The sequence below is a fragment of the Verrucosispora sp. ts21 genome (assembly GCF_002879555.1).
Taxonomy (GTDB): Bacteria; Actinomycetota; Actinomycetes; order Mycobacteriales; family Micromonosporaceae; genus Micromonospora; species Micromonospora gifhornensis.
Map to the genome: position 1 here is coordinate 52,972 of NZ_PNOZ01000036.1, position 16,662 is coordinate 69,633.

The window sequence follows — 16,662 nt, forward strand, 5'->3', positions numbered from 1 at the left end:
CCACGGCCCGGCGCGGGATCAGCGGATGGTCACCGTGGTGGTGGCGGTGGACCTGTCGATCTCGCTGGTCCGGGCGGCGATGCGCAGCGTCCAGTCACCGGCCACCGGAAAGTGGATCTCGGCGCTGCCGTGGTGCGGCTCCAGCGCGAAGACCTCGACGGTGATCGGTTCGATGCCGGCCTCGGGCAGCGCCGCGGTGATCGTCCACTCGGCGACCGGCAACTCCCGCGCCTGCGGCGTGTAGACGTAGGCGTGCAGGCTGTTCGTGGTGCCGGCGGCGGCCGGGTAGATGTCGAACTGCAGCGTGAACAGGTCGGTGGTCAGCGACTGCGCGACGCCCTCGCGGGTGACCCCGGCCGCTGCCGTGCCGGCCGTACGCCCCGGCGGGGTCTGCACCAGCAACGCGGTCAACGCCAGGACCACCGCGGTCACCGCGAGTTCGACGCCGGCCGCCCGGGCGACGCGTCGAGGCTGGGCTGCGGCGGCCCGCCGGCGGATCAGTCGCCGCTGTCCGGCGGCCACCGCCAGTACCACGGCCAGCAACGCGGCCTTGGCACCGAGCAGCCGCCCGTACGCGGTGTCCAGCAGCGCCGCCGGTCGGCCGAGTTCGATGGCGGCCTGGATCAGTCCGGCGGTCACCAGCCAGGCCACGGCCACCGTGGCCCACCGCGACCAGGCAGGCAGGATCCGGGCGAGGACCCGCTCGTGGGTGCCCCGCAGCAGGAACACGGTAAGCGCGAGCAGGCCGCCCAGCCACACGGTGATCCCGGCGACGTGCACGGTGGTGAGCACGATGCTCACCTGTGGTACGGGTGCGGCGACCGGATGCCCGGCCAGTGGCCAGGTGGCCAGCCCGGCCACCCCCACCATCGCGAGCGCAGCGGTGCGACCGCGTCCGGCGGTGCCCCGGGTGACCGCCGGCAGCAGCGCCGCGGCGAGGCCGACAAACGCCAGGCGTACGGCCAGCACCAGCCCGATGTCGCTGTCCGCGACCGCGCGCAGATCCGCCAGGGACAGCCGCCCGACCGGTGCGCCGACCACCTGCGCCGCCTGCCCGATCCAGGTGCCCACCGTGGTGGCGGCGACCAGTCCGAGCCCGACCAGCGCCATCACCGTGGCACCTCGCCGGGACCGTCGGCGGGGCCACATCGACGCGGCGAGCAGCGGCGGGCCGACGGCCAGCAGCAGGCCCAGGTAGCCGACGTACTTGGCCACCGGCACCAGGATTCCCGCCGGTGACCCGGCCCCGGCGTCGGCCGGCAGTGGCGGGGTGGCCGACGGGGCGCCGGCGGCAAAGGTGAAGCTGCCGGAGATCGGGTGGCTGTCTGCCGAGACGACCCGGTAGCTGACCAGGTAGGTGCCGAGCGGTCGGTCCGCCGCCCGCAGCGCGATCCGCATGGTCCGGTCGCGGACCTCCGGGTCACCGACGTTGATCCGCTTGCCGTCGGGGGCGAGCACCTGTACCCGACCGGGCACGACGGCGACCGGCTCGCTGAAGGTCAGCAGCACCTCGCGCGGGGCGTAGCCCAGCACCTCGTCACGCTGCGGCGTGGTGGCGACCACCACGGCGTGCGCCGCCGCCGGGCCGGCCGCCCCCAGGACCGCGCCCAGGGTGGTGCAGAAGGTGGCCAGGAGCAGCCCGAGCAGGACCCCGGCCCGGGTACGGGTGGGCATCGCGCGGGATCAGTTGCGGCGCAGCAGGCGGTAGCTGAGGAAGCCGCCGGTGCCGATGGCACCGAGGAAGACCACCCAGATCACCGTGTTGCTGATGCCGATCTGCGGACCGGTGTTTGCCGACGCGGCGGCGATCAGACCGTCGTTGCCCGGCGCGGGCAGGGCGGCCGGCGGCAGTTCGGCGTACCTGACCAGACCGGTGCTCTCCAGCATCAGCATGTGGTCGCCGACGAACTTGTTCGTGGCGTTGGCCAGGTCCCGGATGACGTCGTTACGGGTGCTGGCCCGCACCGCGCCGACCACCGGGAAGATCTTGCCGTGGGCCACCCTGAGGCGGGTGACGAAGATCTGGTCGAAGCGGGCCCCGGTGGCGTCCTTCATCTCGGTCAGCCACTGCTGCTGTTCGGCGGTCGGCTGGTTGGGGATGGTGGCGCCCAGCTTGTTGGCGGCCTCCACGGTCAGCCGGTCCAGTTCCTCGTGTTGACGGGCGATCTCCGCGCCGATCTCCCGGACCACCCGGGACTGGCCCTTCTCGGCGGCCATCTGCCCGGCCGGCATCTCCCAGAGCCCGGCCAGCCGTACGCCGTCGAGCAGGGCCTGATCGGCGGCGGCGAGTTGCTGACCTGCGGGCGCGCCCAACGCCAACCCGGGCAGCACGACGAGGGCCGCGGCGATCGTGGTGAGCAGCACCGCCAACCGCGGGGACCGATTGCCCTGCCGGCGACGAGCGGAATCCAGCGATGCCATGTCTGCGGTGCCTCCTCGGTCGAGAACCGATCATCTGCCCGACGGGCGTCCGCACGCCGTTGGCCGCCCGTCCGCACACTGGTACGGATCGACCGGCCGATCAGTTCATCGTTCGCGAATCCACCTCACGGCGGTGGGTGACGGACAGCTCAGCCGACGTCGAGGGGGTCGGCGAGCAGCCGGTCGAAGGCCAGTTCGGCGGCGCCGATCAGCGGGGCGTCCGCGCCGAGCATGGGGGTGCGCAGGCGTACGTGCTCCAGGCAGGCGGGCAGCCCGTTGGAGTTGAGCCGGCTGCGTACCTGTGCGGCGGCGGCCAGGTACAGGTCACGCATCGTGCCACCGAAGATGACCATCTCCGGGTTGAAGATGTTGACCAGGTTGGCCACCCCGAAGCCCAGCCAGTCGCCGGCCTGGCGTACCGCGGTCTGCGCCCGGGCATCGCCCCGGTCGGCGGCGTCGAAGACCGCCAGCAGCGCGTCGCGGCCCCGGGCGTCGGAGCGCCCGGCGGCGCGCAGCAGGCCGTGCTCGCCGATCTCGGTCTCCCAACAGCCCCGGTTGCCGCACTCGCAGCGTGCCCCGTCGCGGGCCACCACCATGTGACCGACCTCGCCGCTGTAGCCGCCGTGCCCGGTCAACCGTCGACCACCGGCGATGATCCCAGCGCCGACGCCCACGTCCCCGTAGAGGTAGATGACGTTGTCGCAGCCGGCGGCGGTGCCCCGGGCGTGTTCGGCGAAGGCTGCCACGTCCGCCACGTTCCCGACCGTGACCGGTACGTCGACGCCGAGTTCGGCGCTGACCGCCGCCCCGATCGGCTCGTCCACCCAGCCGGTGGCCGGCCCGAGCCGGACCAGGCCGTCGTCGCGGCGCACCATGCCGCAGACCGCGATGCCGGCGCCGACGCAGACGGCATCGGCCGGCAGCGCCTGCCGCATCTCCTTGACCGCCCCGGCCAGCAGCGGCGCGGCCTCCGCGGCGGAGAGACCGCGCGGCCGGTCCAGTTCCCGGCGGTCGAGCACCGCGCCGCCGAGACCGACTCGCGCGGCCCGCAGCCGATCCACCTCGATGCTGTACGCGTACGCGAAGATCCGGTCCGACTCGGGCCGGACGACAAGCGACGGTCGTCCGGCCCGGCCGGTTTCCTTCGGCGCCCCCTCGGTCACCAGGCCGGCCGCGGCGAGGTCGGCGGTGAGCGCGCCGATGGTGCTCCGGTTCAACCCGAGTGCGTTCGTCAACTCGGCGCGCGTTGTCGCCCCGTGCAGGTGCACGTAACGCAGCAGCGCGCCGAGATTCTGCCGGCGGATCTCGTCCTGGCTGGGTCCTACGCGCATCGGGTGGTTACTACTTTCGGTGGTGCGTTCAGCGGTTTCCGGTGGCCGAAGCTCGTCGTCGGGACAGCGCGTCGACACTGGCCGCGAGCAACAGCACGACGCCGGTGACCACGTACTTGACGCCGGAGCTGTAGCCCATCAGACCCATCCCATTGTCGATCACGGCCACGACGGCGCCACCGAGGACCGCGTCCAGGATGCGCCCCTTGCCGCCGAAGAGGCTGGTGCCACCGATCACCGCCGCGCCCACGGCGTAGAGCAGCACGTTGCTGCCGCCGGTGTTCGGGTCCACGGAGTTGGCCCGGCTGGCTGCCACGATCCCGCCGACCGCGGCCATGGTCGAGCAGATCATGAAGGCCGAGATGCGGATGCGGTCCACGTTGATGCCGGCCCGCCGGGCCGCTTCCCGGTTGCCGCCGACCGCGTAGATGTGCCGGCCGTAGCTGGTGCGCTGGAGCACGAAGGTCAGGACCACCAGCAGTACGGCGACGATCGGCACCACGATCGGCACCCCCTTGAGGGAGGTGATCAGCACGTTGAGGCTGCGCTCCAGGTTGAGCACGTAGACGGCGAGGCCCAGGACCAGCGCCAGGGCGGCGATGCGACCCAGCACCACCGGGAACGGATCGTTGATCAGGTTCCGGGCGGCACGGCTGCGGTAGCGCAGCAGTTGCACCACGGCGAATCCGGCGACCGCGATCGCGGCGAGGGTCCAGCCGAGCGCGACCGGCATGTTGCGGTTGACGATCGCCACCACCACCGGCTCGCGGACGGAGATGTTGCGGCCCTCCTTCATCAGCAGCAGCACCACCCCCTGGAAGGCGAGGAAGCCGGCGAGGGTGACCACGAAGGAGGGGATGCCCACCTTGGCGACCAGGAAGCCCAGGATGGTGCCGATGACCATGCCGGTGAGCAGGGCGGCGAGCACCGCGACGTACCACGGGTAGCCCAGGACGGTGATCAGGTTGGCAAGCACTGCCGCGCAGACCCCGCTGGCGAAGCCGGCCGACAGGTCGATCTCGCCGAGCAGCAGGACGAAGACCAGACCCATCGCGATCAGGGTGACCGCCGCGCCCTGGGTGAACAGGTTGGCGAAGTTGCCGGCGGTGAGGAACGACGGCCGCATGATCGAGAAGATGGTGCAGAGGACGAGCAGACCGGCGACCGCAGGCAGCGCGCCGATGTCTCCACCCCGTACCCGCTGCCAGTAGCCGCGGACGTGGCTGCCGACGGTGGGTGCCGGTGCGACGGCGGCCGGGCCCTCCTTCGTGACGGCGGTGATGCTCATGAGACGCCTCCTGTGGTGCTGTCGGCCGGCGCCGCGCCGTTGCCGTTGACGCCCGGGTCGACGGCGAGTCCGAGCTCGCCGGAGCGGCCGGCGGTGATCAGCTCGACCACCTGGGCGTGGGTGATCTCTGTCGTCTTCACCTGGGCGACCATCTGACCGAGGTAGAGCGCGGCGATGCGGTCGGAGACGGCGAAGACGTCGTTCATGTTGTGCGAGATGAGGACGACGGCCAGGCCGTTGTCGGCCAGCCGGCGAACGAGTTCGAGAACCTGGGCGGTCTGCGCGACGCCGAGCGCGGCGGTCGGCTCGTCCAGGATCACCAGCTTGCTGTTCCAGAGCACCGCCTTGGCGATCGCCACGGTCTGGCGCTGCCCACCGGAGAGGCTGGAGACGTGCTGGCGCAGGGACTTGACGGTGCGTACGGAGAGCCCGGCCAGGGTCTCCGCGGCCATCTGTTCCATCGTCGGTTCGTCCAGGACGAGGCCGTTGCGCTTCTCCCGCCCGAGGAACATGTTCTGCACGATGTCGAGGTTGTCGCAGAGCGCGAGATCCTGGTAGACGACCTCGATGCCGAGCGAGGCGGCGTCGCGCGGACTGCTGATGGTGACCGGTTGACCGTCGAAGACGAACTCGCCGGCGTCGATGGGATAGATGCCGCTGATGCACTTGACCAGGGTCGACTTGCCGGCGCCGTTGTCACCGACGAGCGCGGTGACCTCGCCCGGGTAGGCGGCGAAGGCGACGTCGCGCAGCACCTGGACGGGACCGAAACTCTTGTCGATCCCGCGTAGCTCCAGCAGTGGGGTCGCGGACACGGGGTTCTCCTTATTCCACGGAGGGAGATCGGGGCCCGTCCAGCGACGCCGCCCGGTACGGGGTTGCCGTACCGGGCGGCGTCACTCTGGCGGGGGACAGGTCAGCTGATGCCCGCGTCGGCGCAGAGCTTGGCGTAGTCGCCGGTGCAGACCTGTTCCTTGGTCACGTAGCCGTCGGCGATGACGTCCTTGACGTTCTCCTTGTAGATCGCCGCGGGGGTGAGCAGGACGGCGGGCACGTCGCGGTTGCCCTCCGGGTCCCGGACCGTCTGGCCGGTCTGCTTGCGCTCGCCCTTGGCCAGCGCGATGGCCAGCTCGGCGGCGGCGTCCGCCTCCTTCTTGACCGCCTTGTAGACCGTCATGCACTGGTCACCGGCGAGGATGTTCTGCAGCGCCTGCGGGTCGGCGTCCTGCCCGGTCACCGGGACCTTGCCGTTGAGGTTGTTCTTCTTCAGCACCGAGATGGCGGCGTTGCCGAGGCCGTCGTTCGCGGAGAGCACGCCGTCGATCTTGCCGCCGGTCTTGGTGAGCTGCTGCTCGAAGATGGTCGCGGCCTGCGTGTTGTCCCAGTCCGGCACGGAGTCGTCGGCGGCCTTGGTGTACTCGCCGGAGTCGAACTTCGGCTTGAGGACCGAGTCGTAGCCCTCCTTGAACAGGGTCGCGTTGTTGTCGGTCGGCGAGCCGTTGAGGTAGGCGATCGCCGGCTTCTCCGCCTTCGCGTCGGTGAGGCACTTGACCAGGCCCTCGCCCTGGAGCTTGCCGACCGCCACGTTGTCGAAGCTGACGTAGTACTCCGCCGAGCCGCCGAGGGTCAGGCGGTCGTAGTCGATGGTGGCGACACCCTGGGACTTGGCCTTGTCCAGGACGGCCTTGCCGGTGCCGGAGTCCAGGTTGACGATCATCAGCACGGTGACCCCGCTGGTGATCATCTGGTCGGCGAGGGTCTGGAAGGCGTTCTTGTCGCCCTGCGCGTTCTGGATGTCCGACTCGATGCCGGCCGCGTCGAACGCCTCCTTGAGGAACCTGCGGTCCGCGCTCTCCCAGCGGACCGAGGAGCTGCTGTCCGGCAGGATCACGCCGATCTTCGGGGTCTTGCCGGAGCCGCCGCCGGCCTGGTCGCCGGAATCGTCGCCGCAGGCCGTCAGGCTGCCGAGGGCGAGCACGCCCACAGCACCGATGGCGAGGAAGCCCTTGCGCATGTGCAGGGTCCTTTCGAGAGTGGGAAGGTGTCGGTGTGTCGATGGTGTTCTTTTGTTGTGCCCGGCAACGTATTCCGCTGCCGGGCGCCGACACAAGGGCGCGCTGGGCGCTAATTTGTTGTCGGCAGTAACAATTCGGCAACGCCCATGAAGCGCTCACGTCACCGCAGCGGCATCGGTCAGCTGTAATGCCTGTTCAGACGCCACATCAGCGGACGTGGCGGACGGCAGCGGGTTCACGCCCCGGCGAAACCTGGCCTCATCGGGCCAGGAGGTGGGGCGATCGACACGGTCTCCCGGCTGACCCGCGCGCCGGGACCCCACCGTTGCGGCGCAACGGTGCTGGTCGAGGTCAGCCGGTGGCGAGGGGTGCGGTCCGGGCGTCGGTGAGGGCGACCAGGTCGGCCGGGGCCAGTTCGACCTGAAGGCCGCGCCGGCCCGCCGACACGTACACCGTGTCGTGCTCCAGGGCGGAGTCGTCGAGCACCGTGGGTAGCCGCTTACGCTGCCCCAGTGGGCTGATGCCGCCGCGTACGTAGCCGGTGGCGCGTTCGGCGGCACCGCGTTCGGCAAGCGTGGCCCGCTTGCCGCCGACCGCCGCGGCCAGCGCCTTGAGGTCCAACTCGCCGGTCACCGGCACGATCGCCACGGTGAGGGCACCGTCCACCTCGGCGATCAGGGTCTTGAAGACCCGTCCGGGTGGTACGCCGATCGCGGCGGCGACCAACGCGCCGTAGTTCGGCGAGTCCGCCGCGACATCGTAGGGATGGGTGCGATGGGTGATGCGGTGCTTCGTCAGCAGCACCATCGCCGGCGTACCCCGTCCCGTCATGTGCGCCAACCTAACTGCGCCCCCGGCCCGGAGGCCAGCAGCTTTCCCGCCTCGACCCTGCGTGGCCCTAGCCGGTGACCGGCTGGCAGACCAGCACCGTCGGGGCGGCGGCGACCCGGGTCAGCACCAGGCTCGCCGGTTGGTCACCGGCCAGCCGCAGGTCGTGCCGGAGTCGTTCGGGTTCCAGCGCCGAGCCACGCTTGAGGATCTCCACCCGGCCGACCCGGCGCTCCCGCAGCAACGCGCGCAGGCGCTTCAGCGAGAACGGCAGCACGTCGGTCACCTCCAGGCAGCGGGCGTACGGCGTCGGCGTCGGCGCGTCGGCATAGAGGTAGGCGATGCTCGGGTCGGCCAGCGAGGCATCCAGGTCGGCGGCGAGTTCGGCGACCAGGTGGGCGCGGAGCACCGCCGGGTCCGGGTCGTACACGAAGCGGCGTACCGGCCCGACAGGTGCCTCCTGCCGCCCCGAACCGACGAGTTGGTGGACGCTCGGCCCGTCGACGGGGTGATAAGAAGGGGCCCCTTTACTACCGGAGGCGTTAACAGGGGGCCCTTCCTTCAACACGGTCGCGCGGCGGGGGGTTTCGGCGAGCGGGCCGCACCAGAGCGCCGCCTCGACCAGGTTGCCGTCGACGCTCACCCACTCGGCCTCGGCGCCGGCGGGGATGAGGGCGTGGTCGAGACCGGGGGCGACCTTCACCACCGTCCGGGGCACCCGTTGCGCGAGCCCGGTGACGAAGTCCCACGGCGGCGAGTACGAGTTCGGGTCGAAGATCCGACGTCCCGTTCCGGCCCGGCGGCGCGCCGGGTCGCAGAAGACCGCCTCGACCCGGTTCACGTCGAACGCCGTCGCATCCCCGCACTCGACGGTGAACAGCGCGGTCAGCCCGGCGGCCTGCGCGTTCGCCTCGGCCAGCGCGGCGGTGAGCGGGTCGGCCTCCACGCCGTACACCCGGATGCCGGTCCGGGCGGCGGCGAGCGCGTCGGCCCCCAGTCCGCAACCCAGGTCGGCCAGGCTGGTCACCCCGGCCTCGCGCAGCCGGTGCGCGCGGCGTCGCGCGACCACCCCTCGGGTGGCCTGTTCCAGGCCGGGCCGGGTGAAGAACATGCCGCTCGCCGCCGGCCCGAACTTGCCCGCCGCCCGGCGGCGCAGCTCCGCCTGGGTCAGCGCCGCCGCCGCCAACCCGGCGGGGATCCCGGCCGAGCGCAGCGCCGCCGCCGCGGCCAGCGGGTCACCGCCGGCCACCCGGGCCGCCGCCGCGAGCGCGCCCGACCCCTCGGGCGTACGCAACGCCGCAAGCTGCTCCAGATCCACCCACCCATTGTCCCGACCCACCCGGCTCCGCCCCCACCCACCCGGCCCCGGCCTGGACCGCCCGGCCGGCTCGCCTGGGCAGGCCGCCCGCCCAAGCCCCTGAAACCGGGGACCGGGCGGGCCGCGGGTGTCGGAAAGGTGTCGACACGAAGGGGGAGCGTTGGCACTCTCCTTGACGGAGTGCTAGCCGAGGAATAACCTGCGATTAGCACTCTCACCCTGAGGGTGCCAACCCTCGGGCCCTCGTGCCCGGGAGTTGAACGCCAGGCGGACCGGCACCCGCGACGACGGCCCCGCCCGGTGGCATGTGGCAGACCGACGCTGGTCGGTACGCCGACCGGTAACGAAACCAGTACCCCAGGAGGGTATGCCCGTGACTACCGCGACCAAGGTTGCGATCAAGCCGCTCGAGGACCGGATCCTGGTCCAGGCGAACGAGGCTGAGACCACCACTGCGTCGGGCATCGTGATTCCCGACACCGCCAAGGAGAAGCCGCAGGAGGGCACCGTCCTCGCTGTCGGCCCGGGTCGTTTCGACGACGACGGTGACCGGATCCCGATGGACGTCAAGGTGGGCGACACCGTCCTCTACTCGAAGTACGGCGGCACCGAGGTCAAGTACGCCGGCGAGGAGTACCTGGTGCTCTCCGCCCGCGACGTCCTCGCGATCATCGAGAAGTAAGCAACCGATCAGTGTCGTTGCCCCGGACCGGCTCGCCGGGCCGGGGCAACGTCGCTTCGAAGGGACATACATGGCGAAGATCCTGAGCTTCTCGGATGACGCCCGGCACCAGCTGGAGCACGGTGTCAACGCGCTCGCGAACGCGGTCAAGGTCACTCTCGGGCCGCGCGGGCGCAACGTCGTCCTGGACAAGAAATTCGGTGCGCCGACGATCACCAACGATGGTGTGACCATCGCCAAGGAGATCGAGCTCACCAACCCGTACGAGAACCTCGGCGCGCAGCTGGTCAAGGAGGTGGCGACCAAGACCAACGACGTCGCCGGCGACGGGACCACCACCGCGACCGTGCTGGCCCAGGCGATGGTCCGCGAGGGCCTGCGCAACGTGACCGCGGGCGCCAACCCGGCCGGTCTCAAGCGGGGCATCGACGCCGCTGCGGCCAAGGTCTCCGAGGCCCTGCTCGGCAAGGCCGTCGAGGTCTCCGACAAGAAGTCCGTCGCGCACGTGGCGACGATCTCGGCGCAGGACTCCACAATCGGTGAGCTGATCGCCGAGGCGATGGAGCGGGTCGGCCGCGACGGTGTGATCACCGTCGAGGAAGGCTCGGCGCTGCAGACCGAACTGGACGTCACCGAGGGCCTCCAGTTCGACAAGGGCTTCATCTCGCCGAACTTCGTCACCGACGTGGAGGCGCAGGAGTCGGTCCTGGAGGACGCGTACATCCTGATCACCACGCAGAAGATCTCGGCGATCGAGGAGCTGCTGCCGCTGCTGGAGAAGGTCCTCCAGGACAACAAGCCGCTGCTGATCGTCGCCGAGGACGTCGAGGGTCAGGCGCTGTCCACCCTGGTGGTCAACTCGATCCGCAAGACCCTCAAGGTCTGCGCGGTCAAGGCGCCCGGCTTCGGTGACCGCCGCAAGGCGATGCTGCAGGACATGGCGATCCTGACCGGTGCCGAGCTGGTCGCGCCCGAGCTGGGCTACAAGCTCGACCAGGTCGGCCTGGAGGTGCTCGGCACCGCCCGGCGCATCGTGGTCGACAAGGAGAACACCACGATCGTCGATGGTGGTGGCCAGGCCAGCGAGGTCGCCGACCGGGTCGCCCAGATCCGCAAGGAGATCGAGGCTTCGGACTCCGACTGGGACCGGGAGAAGCTGGCCGAGCGGCTGGCCAAGCTCTCCGGTGGCATCGCCGTGGTCAAGGTCGGCGCGGCCACCGAGGTCGAGATGAAGGAGCGCAAGCACCGCATCGAGGACGCCATCGCCGCGACCAAGGCCGCGGTCGAGGAGGGTACGGTGCCCGGCGGTGGCGCCGCCCTGGCCCAGATCCTGTCGGTGCTCGACGACGACCTCGGCTTCACCGGTGACGAGAAGGTCGGTGTGTCGATCGTGCGCAAGGCGCTTGTCGAGCCGCTGCGCTGGATCGCCCAGAACGCCGGGCACGACGGGTACGTCGTGGTGCAGAAGGTCACCGAGGGCAAGTGGGGCCACGGCCTCGACGCCGCCATCGGCGACTACGTGGACCTGGCCGCGTCCGGCATCATCGACCCGGTGAAGGTGACCCGTAACGCGGTCACCAACGCCGCGTCCATCGCCGGCCTGCTGCTCACCACCGAGAGCCTCGTGGTGGAGAAGCCCAAGGAGCCGGAGGCCGCCGCCGCTGGTCACGGCCACGGTCACGGTCACAGCCACCAGCACGGCCCGGGCTTCTGAGCCGTCCGTGACACGGCACGGCGGGTGCGCCGCTCCCCCGGAGCGCCCGCCGTACCGCTCGGCGGCTGTCAGCTGACCGGGTGCAGCACACGAGGCCAGCCGGCACCGGTTCCCGCCATGGTGCCGGAAGCACGCTGCCGCGCCCTGTGCAGGGCGCGGCAGCGGTGGTTCATGGCTGGATCAGGCGACGTTGCGTTGGGTGGGGACGGTCGACCGGTGGCTGCTGCCCAGTCGGGCCTCCAGGCGGGCGACGTCCACCCGGGTCTGCCGGCGGTCGGCGAGATCCTCCCAGCCGACCGCGAGCAGCCGTAGCCGCTCGGATTCGCTGAAGCCGCCCCACACTCCGTACGGCTCCCGCACGGTCAGGGCGTGCGCGGCGCACTCGGCCCGTACCGGGCAGGCGCGGCAGACGGCCTTGGCGCCCGATTCCCGGCGCAGCCGCGACGAGCCCCGCTCGCCGTCCGGGTGGAAGAACTGCGCGCTGTCCCGGCCACGGCAGGCGCCCAGACGTTGCCAGTCCCACAGGTCGACGATGGGTCCGGGCAGTCTACGTACGTTCGACATCAGCACCCCTCCTCTCGCGCGGCACCGCGAGATGCTTGTTGGCCGGCTTGTCCGGGTGGCGGGCCGCGCAGGGCACCGTTCCCGGCCTTGAGCCCCCGGTACCCCGACCGCTCTCCGCTCACACGTCTTGTGATCCAAAAGCTGTGGCGACTTGGGGCAAATGACCTATCTGTCGGAAAACTTGGGAGGATTGCCCGGAAGTTCCTCCCGAGGCTGCCCGGTCATGGTCTGCTCGTCTGCGGAGAGGAGATCGTTGTGCGTACCGTTCTTGTGTGCGTTCGGACGCCGCTCGCTGCACAGCATTTGACTTCCGCAGCGGCGCGGCTGGGATTGTCCGGTGCTGTCCGGACGGCCGTCTCCGACCCCGAGGTGATGCTGCGGCTGGCCGAGCGTCCCGCCGACGTGGTGCTCGCCGACACCGCCCTCACCCGCCCCGACAGTGCCGGGTTCGTCCGGCGGGTACTGGCACGCGCGCCGCAGGCCGCGGTGCTGCTGCTCGGTATGGAGGAGTCCGAGGCGGCGGCGGCGACGATCCACGCCGGGGCGCGTGGACTGATCCAGGGCATCGACCATGACCTGACCAGCGCGGTCGCCAAGGCGCTGCTGCTGCTGGCCGCACCGGGTCGGGCCAACCGGAACCGGATCGCCGACCCGGCGCGGGACACCGCGGCGGTGGGCGGCCCTCGGCCGGCACCAAACGGTCGGCCCACCGGCGACAGCTCCCCGACCTGGACGGCAACGGACGCGGCGGGCAGCCCTGCGATGGTGCCGGTGCAGCGCGGCGAGGATCCGGCCGAGCCGGACGCCGAGGAGGAGAAGGGCACCGCCGCCAGGCCGCCCCGCGCCGACCGGTCCACGATCGGGCTCACCGAACGCGAGTTGCAGGTGCTGCTCGGCATGGCCGAGGGCAAGAGCAACGCCGAGATCGGCCGTGAGTTGTTCGTCTCCGAGGACACCGTGAAAACCCACGCCCGACGGCTGTTCCGCAAGCTCGGTGCCCGGGACCGGGCCCACGCGGTGGCCGCCGGATTCCGTGCTGGCCTGGTCGCCTGAAGGCGGTAGGCCGACTCCGCCGGGGCGAGTCCTCTGTGGGTGACCGGCCGTGCTCCGCTGATGCCGTCACCCGGGCGGGCGGGTCAGTCCCGGGAGGCGGCCTCGTCCTCGCTGTCCTCGGTGCCCTCGCTGAGTGTGTCGTGCACACCGTCGGCGTAGCCGCGCGCGTAGTCCCAGGTGACGTAGTGGTCCGGGTCCGGGTCGAAGGCCGGCTCGTGCACCCGGGGTCGCCCGGAGCTGAGCAGGTGCCGCAGGTTGCCCCGGAGCAGGTCCCAGTCGAAGTAGTGCGGCTCGCGGCAGTCCTCACACTCGATGACGAGCCCGCGTACGCCGATCGGCGCGAGCAGCGCCTGGTAGATCTCCAGATCGGCGAGATCCTCCAGCACGTCCTGACGTTCGACGTCGGTCAGTGGGTCGAGCGAGGAGTCGCGGTCAGGGTCGTCCAGGCCGGCTGCCGGGTCGGCGGGGTCGCCGGTGAACGGGTCGATGGGCTCGTCTTGCACCCCCTCACCGTAGACCTAAGCACCCGCCGATGCCCGTCCCCCGTCGAGCAATCCAGCTCGGGACATCCCGTCGCCGCGTCTTCGCCGCACCTACCGCCGCTCGCGGGTGCCACCGGAGCCACTGGGTACGATGGGGCCGACGCCTTCCTGCCCGGCCGTTCGCCGGTGCCCAGACCACCCTCACTGCAGCCCGTTCGAGCAGCTCAGGAGAGCAATCGTGGAGAATTCGCCCCAGACCGACCTTTCCGCCGGCGCCGATGCTGGCGAGCTGGGCGGCCACCTGCCCGAGCTGCCGGCGGGCTCGGCCCGGGTGGTGCCGCTGGGGCTGACCTTCGACGACGTGCTGCTGCAGCCCGGCGAGTCGGACGTGGTGCCCAGCCGGGTGAACACCGTCACCCGGCTCACCCGCAACGTCACCCTCTCCATCCCGCTGCTGTCCAGCGCGATGGACACGGTGACCGAGGCGCGGATGGCGATCGCCATGGCCCGCCAGGGCGGCATCGGCGTGCTGCACCGCAACCTCTCCGTGGAGGACCAGGCGCTCCAGGTCGACCTGGTGAAGCGCTCCGAGTCCGGCATGATCACCAACCCGGTCACCGCCAGCCCGGACGACACCCTGCGTGAGGTCGATCAGCTCTGCGGGCGTTACCGGATCTCCGGCGTGCCGGTGGTGGACGCCGAGGGGCAACTGGTCGGCATCGTCACCAACCGGGACATGCGGTTCGTCTCCGACCCGGCCACGCCGGTCCGCGACATCATGACCCAGCCGCCGCTGGTCACCGCCCCGGTCGGGGTGAGCAAGGACGACGCGCTGGGCCTGCTGCGTCAGCACAAGGTCGAGAAGCTGCCGATCGTCGACGGTGCCGGCAAGCTGCGCGGGCTGATCACCGTGAAGGACTTCACCAAGAGCGAGCAGTACCCGAACGCCACCAAGGACGACGCCGGTCGCCTGCGGGTGGCCGCGGCGATCGGGGTCGGCGAGGACGCCTACAAGCGGGCCCGGGCGCTCGTCGACGCGGGCGTCGACGTGCTGATCGTGGACACCGCGCACGGCCACCAGCGGGCCGTGCTGGAGATGGTCGCCCGGCTGAAGAAGGACGTCGCCATCGACATCGTCGGCGGCAACGTGGCCACCTACGCCGGGGCGAAGGCGCTCGTCGACGCTGGTGCCGACGGGGTGAAGGTGGGCGTCGGCCCGGGTGCCATCTGCACCACCCGAATCGTGGCCGGTGTCGGCGTGCCGCAGATCACGGCGATCATGGAGGCCGCCCGGGCGGCCCGACCGGCCGGCGTGCCGGTGATCGGCGACGGTGGCATCCAGTATTCGGGCGACATCGCCAAGGCGCTGGTCGCCGGGGCCGACACGGTGATGCTCGGCAGCCTGCTGGCCGGCTGCGAGGAGAGCCCCGGTGAGCTGATCTTCGTCAACGGCAAGCAGTTCAAGGCGTACCGGGGGATGGGTTCGCTCGGCGCGATGCAGTCGCGTGGGCAGGCGAAGTCGTACTCCAAGGACCGCTACTTCCAGCAGGACGTGACGAGCGACGAGAAGCTGGTCCCGGAGGGTGTCGAGGGCCAGGTGCCCTACCGTGGGCCGCTGTCGCGGATGGCCCACCAGCTCGTCGGTGGCCTGCGGCTGGCGATGGGGTACGCGGGCGCGGAGAGCATCGCGGAGCTGCACCAGCGTGGCCAGCTGATCCGGATCACCGCAGCCGGGCTCAAGGAGAGCCACCCGCACGACATCCAGATGACCGTCGAGGCACCGAACTACCACACCCGCTGACACCCCTTTCGTTGGAACTGGAGCCCACATGCGTGACGTGGTCGAGATCGGGCTGGGCAAGACCGCGCAGCGCGGCTACCACCTGGACGACATCGCCATCGTGCCGAGCCGGCGTACCCGGGACGTCGACGACGTCTCCACCGGCTGGCAGTTGGACGCGTACCAGTTCGGCATCCCCTGCGTGGGGCACCCCTCCGACGCGACGATGAGCCCGGCCTCGGCGGTCCGCCTGGGCCAGCTCGGCGGCCTCGGTGTGCTCAACGTCGAGGGGCTCTGGACCCGCTACGAGAACCCGACCAAGGTGCTGGAGGAGTTGGCCGGTCTGGGCGAGGACGCCCGCGCCACCAAGCGGCTCCAGGAGGTGTACGCCGAGCCGATCCGCCCGGATCTGATCACCGAGCGGGTCCGCGAGCTGCGCGCCGGCGGCGGCACGGTGGCGGTGCGGGTCTCCCCGCAGCACACCCTGGCGCTGGCCCCGGTGATCCTCGACGCGGGCGTCGACCTCCTGGTCATCCAGGGCACCATCGTCTCGGCCGAGCACGTCTCGACCACCGACGAGCCGCTCAACCTCAAGGAGTTCATCGCCGACCTCGACCTGCCGGTCATCGTCGGCGGCTGCACCGACTACAAGACCGCACTGCACCTGATGCGTACCGGCGCGGCCGGTGTGATCATCGGCATCGGTGGCGACGAGTGGTCCACCACCGAGTCGGTGCTCGGCATCCGGGTGCCGATGGCCACCGCGATCGCCGACGCCGCCGCCGCCCGGCGGGACTACCTGGACGAGACCGGTGGCCGGTACGTGCACCTGATCGCCGACGGCGACATCCGTACCTCCGGGGACATCGCCAAGGCGCTCGGCTGCGGCGCGGACGCGGTCATGCTCGGCGAGCCTCTGTCGCTCTGCGCGGAGGCCCCGGCGGGCGGTGCCTGGTGGCACTCGGCCGCCAGCCACCCGTCACTGCCCCGAGGCGCCTTCGAGGTGGCCGGCGAACCGCTCGGCTCCATGGAACGTCTCCTCTTCGGCCCCGCCGACGAGCCGGACGGCCAACTCAACCTCTTCGGCGGCCTCCGCCGCGCCATGGCCAAGTGCGGCTACCGCGACCTCAAGGAATTCCAAAAAGTAGGCCTCGTCCTCGACCGCTGACCCCCCCACCCCCACGCC

15 protein-coding genes are annotated in these 16,662 nt (G+C 71.1%); 5 read left to right on the top strand and 10 right to left on the bottom strand.

Going from position 1 to position 16,662, the window contains the following annotated elements; all coding sequences use genetic code 11:
• Nucleotides 1–18: 18 nt before the first annotated feature.
• The 8 genes from C1A38_RS17095 to C1A38_RS17130 all read right to left on the bottom strand — a co-directional run bounded on the left by C1A38_RS17095 (nt 19) and on the right by C1A38_RS17130 (nt 9,201).
• A complete protein-coding gene (locus tag C1A38_RS17095; protein ID WP_102658810.1) occupies nt 19–1,674 on the bottom strand; it encodes a copper resistance CopC/CopD family protein in 1,656 nt (551 codons plus the stop codon).
• Nucleotides 1,675–1,683: 9 nt separating this feature from the next.
• Entirely contained in the window at nt 1,684–2,421 is a 738-nt protein-coding gene (locus C1A38_RS17100; RefSeq protein WP_102658811.1) for a DUF4142 domain-containing protein, read from the bottom strand.
• Nucleotides 2,422–2,570: 149 nt separating this feature from the next.
• Nucleotides 2,571–3,752 carry an ROK family transcriptional regulator gene (locus tag C1A38_RS17105; protein ID WP_102658812.1) on the bottom strand — a complete coding sequence of 394 codons (1,182 nt, stop codon included), beginning with the start codon at nt 3,750–3,752 and terminating at the stop codon, nt 2,571–2,573.
• Nucleotides 3,753–3,780: 28 nt separating this feature from the next.
• A complete protein-coding gene (locus tag C1A38_RS17110) occupies nt 3,781–5,040 on the bottom strand; it encodes a sugar ABC transporter permease (protein ID WP_102658813.1) in 1,260 nt (419 codons plus the stop codon).
• A complete protein-coding gene (locus tag C1A38_RS17115) occupies nt 5,037–5,855 on the bottom strand; it encodes an ATP-binding cassette domain-containing protein (protein ID WP_102658814.1) in 819 nt (272 codons plus the stop codon). Before C1A38_RS17115 ends, C1A38_RS17110 begins: the two co-directional genes overlap by 4 nt.
• A 101-nt stretch (nt 5,856–5,956) precedes the next feature.
• Nucleotides 5,957–7,054: a sugar ABC transporter substrate-binding protein gene (locus tag C1A38_RS17120; protein ID WP_102658815.1), complete on the bottom strand. Its 1,098-nt coding sequence runs from the start codon at nt 7,052–7,054 to the stop codon at nt 5,957–5,959.
• 352 nt (nt 7,055–7,406) lie between these two features.
• Nucleotides 7,407–7,886 (bottom strand): Cys-tRNA(Pro) deacylase, encoded by a 480-nt coding sequence (gene ybaK, locus C1A38_RS17125; RefSeq protein ID WP_102658816.1) that lies wholly within the window; start codon nt 7,884–7,886, stop codon nt 7,407–7,409.
• A gap of 67 nt (nt 7,887–7,953) precedes the next feature.
• Complete coding sequence (locus C1A38_RS17130; RefSeq protein WP_102658817.1) at nt 7,954–9,201, bottom strand: THUMP-like domain-containing protein; 1,248 nt, start codon at nt 9,199–9,201, stop codon at nt 7,954–7,956.
• A gap of 373 nt (nt 9,202–9,574) precedes the next feature.
• Between C1A38_RS17130 and groES the strand changes: the two genes are divergently transcribed.
• Nucleotides 9,575–9,883, top strand: a complete 309-nt coding sequence (gene groES, locus C1A38_RS17135) for a co-chaperone GroES (protein ID WP_013735873.1) — start codon at nt 9,575–9,577, stop codon at nt 9,881–9,883.
• 70 nt (nt 9,884–9,953) lie between these two features.
• On the top strand, nt 9,954–11,597 hold the full coding sequence (gene groL / locus C1A38_RS17140) for a chaperonin GroEL (protein ID WP_102658818.1): 1,644 nt from the start codon (nt 9,954–9,956) through the stop codon (nt 11,595–11,597).
• Nucleotides 11,598–11,777: 180 nt separating this feature from the next.
• Here groL and C1A38_RS17145 read toward each other — a convergent pair whose 3' ends face one another.
• Nucleotides 11,778–12,161: a WhiB family transcriptional regulator gene (locus C1A38_RS17145; RefSeq protein WP_043725796.1), complete on the bottom strand. Its 384-nt coding sequence runs from the start codon at nt 12,159–12,161 to the stop codon at nt 11,778–11,780.
• 255 nt (nt 12,162–12,416) lie between these two features.
• Between C1A38_RS17145 and C1A38_RS17150 the strand changes: the two genes are divergently transcribed.
• A complete protein-coding gene (locus C1A38_RS17150) occupies nt 12,417–13,214 on the top strand; it encodes a helix-turn-helix transcriptional regulator (protein WP_102658819.1) in 798 nt (265 codons plus the stop codon).
• Between the two features lie 83 nt (nt 13,215–13,297).
• On the opposite strand, the gene C1A38_RS17155 is transcribed toward C1A38_RS17150, so the two are convergent.
• A complete protein-coding gene (locus C1A38_RS17155; RefSeq protein ID WP_013735869.1) occupies nt 13,298–13,717 on the bottom strand; it encodes a DUF5319 domain-containing protein in 420 nt (139 codons plus the stop codon).
• 217 nt (nt 13,718–13,934) lie between these two features.
• Between C1A38_RS17155 and guaB the strand changes: the two genes are divergently transcribed.
• Together guaB and C1A38_RS17165 are read left to right on the top strand one after the other, a co-directional pair.
• A complete protein-coding gene (guaB, locus tag C1A38_RS17160; RefSeq protein WP_102658820.1) occupies nt 13,935–15,497 on the top strand; it encodes an IMP dehydrogenase in 1,563 nt (520 codons plus the stop codon).
• A gap of 28 nt (nt 15,498–15,525) precedes the next feature.
• Nucleotides 15,526–16,644, top strand: coding sequence for a GuaB3 family IMP dehydrogenase-related protein (locus C1A38_RS17165; protein WP_102658821.1), 1,119 nt, complete (start codon nt 15,526–15,528; stop codon nt 16,642–16,644).
• The last annotated feature ends 18 nt before the right edge of the window (nt 16,645–16,662 follow it).

Coding starts and splice junctions, on each gene's coding strand:
- C1A38_RS17105 (WP_102658812.1), bottom strand. CDS start 3,752: ATGCGCGTAGGACCCAGCCAGGACGAGATCCGCCGGCAGAATCTCGGC.
- C1A38_RS17100 (WP_102658811.1), bottom strand. CDS start 2,421: ATGGCATCGCTGGATTCCGCTCGTCGCCGGCAGGGCAATCGGTCCCCG.
- C1A38_RS17110 (WP_102658813.1), bottom strand. CDS start 5,040: ATGAGCATCACCGCCGTCACGAAGGAGGGCCCGGCCGCCGTCGCACCG.
- C1A38_RS17165 (WP_102658821.1), top strand. CDS start 15,526: ATGCGTGACGTGGTCGAGATCGGGCTGGGCAAGACCGCGCAGCGCGGC.
- C1A38_RS17095 (WP_102658810.1), bottom strand. CDS start 1,674: ATGCCCACCCGTACCCGGGCCGGGGTCCTGCTCGGGCTGCTCCTGGCC.
- groL (WP_102658818.1), top strand. CDS start 9,954: ATGGCGAAGATCCTGAGCTTCTCGGATGACGCCCGGCACCAGCTGGAG.
- C1A38_RS17145 (WP_043725796.1), bottom strand. CDS start 12,161: ATGTCGAACGTACGTAGACTGCCCGGACCCATCGTCGACCTGTGGGAC.
- C1A38_RS17120 (WP_102658815.1), bottom strand. CDS start 7,054: ATGCGCAAGGGCTTCCTCGCCATCGGTGCTGTGGGCGTGCTCGCCCTC.
- ybaK (WP_102658816.1), bottom strand. CDS start 7,886: ATGACGGGACGGGGTACGCCGGCGATGGTGCTGCTGACGAAGCACCGC.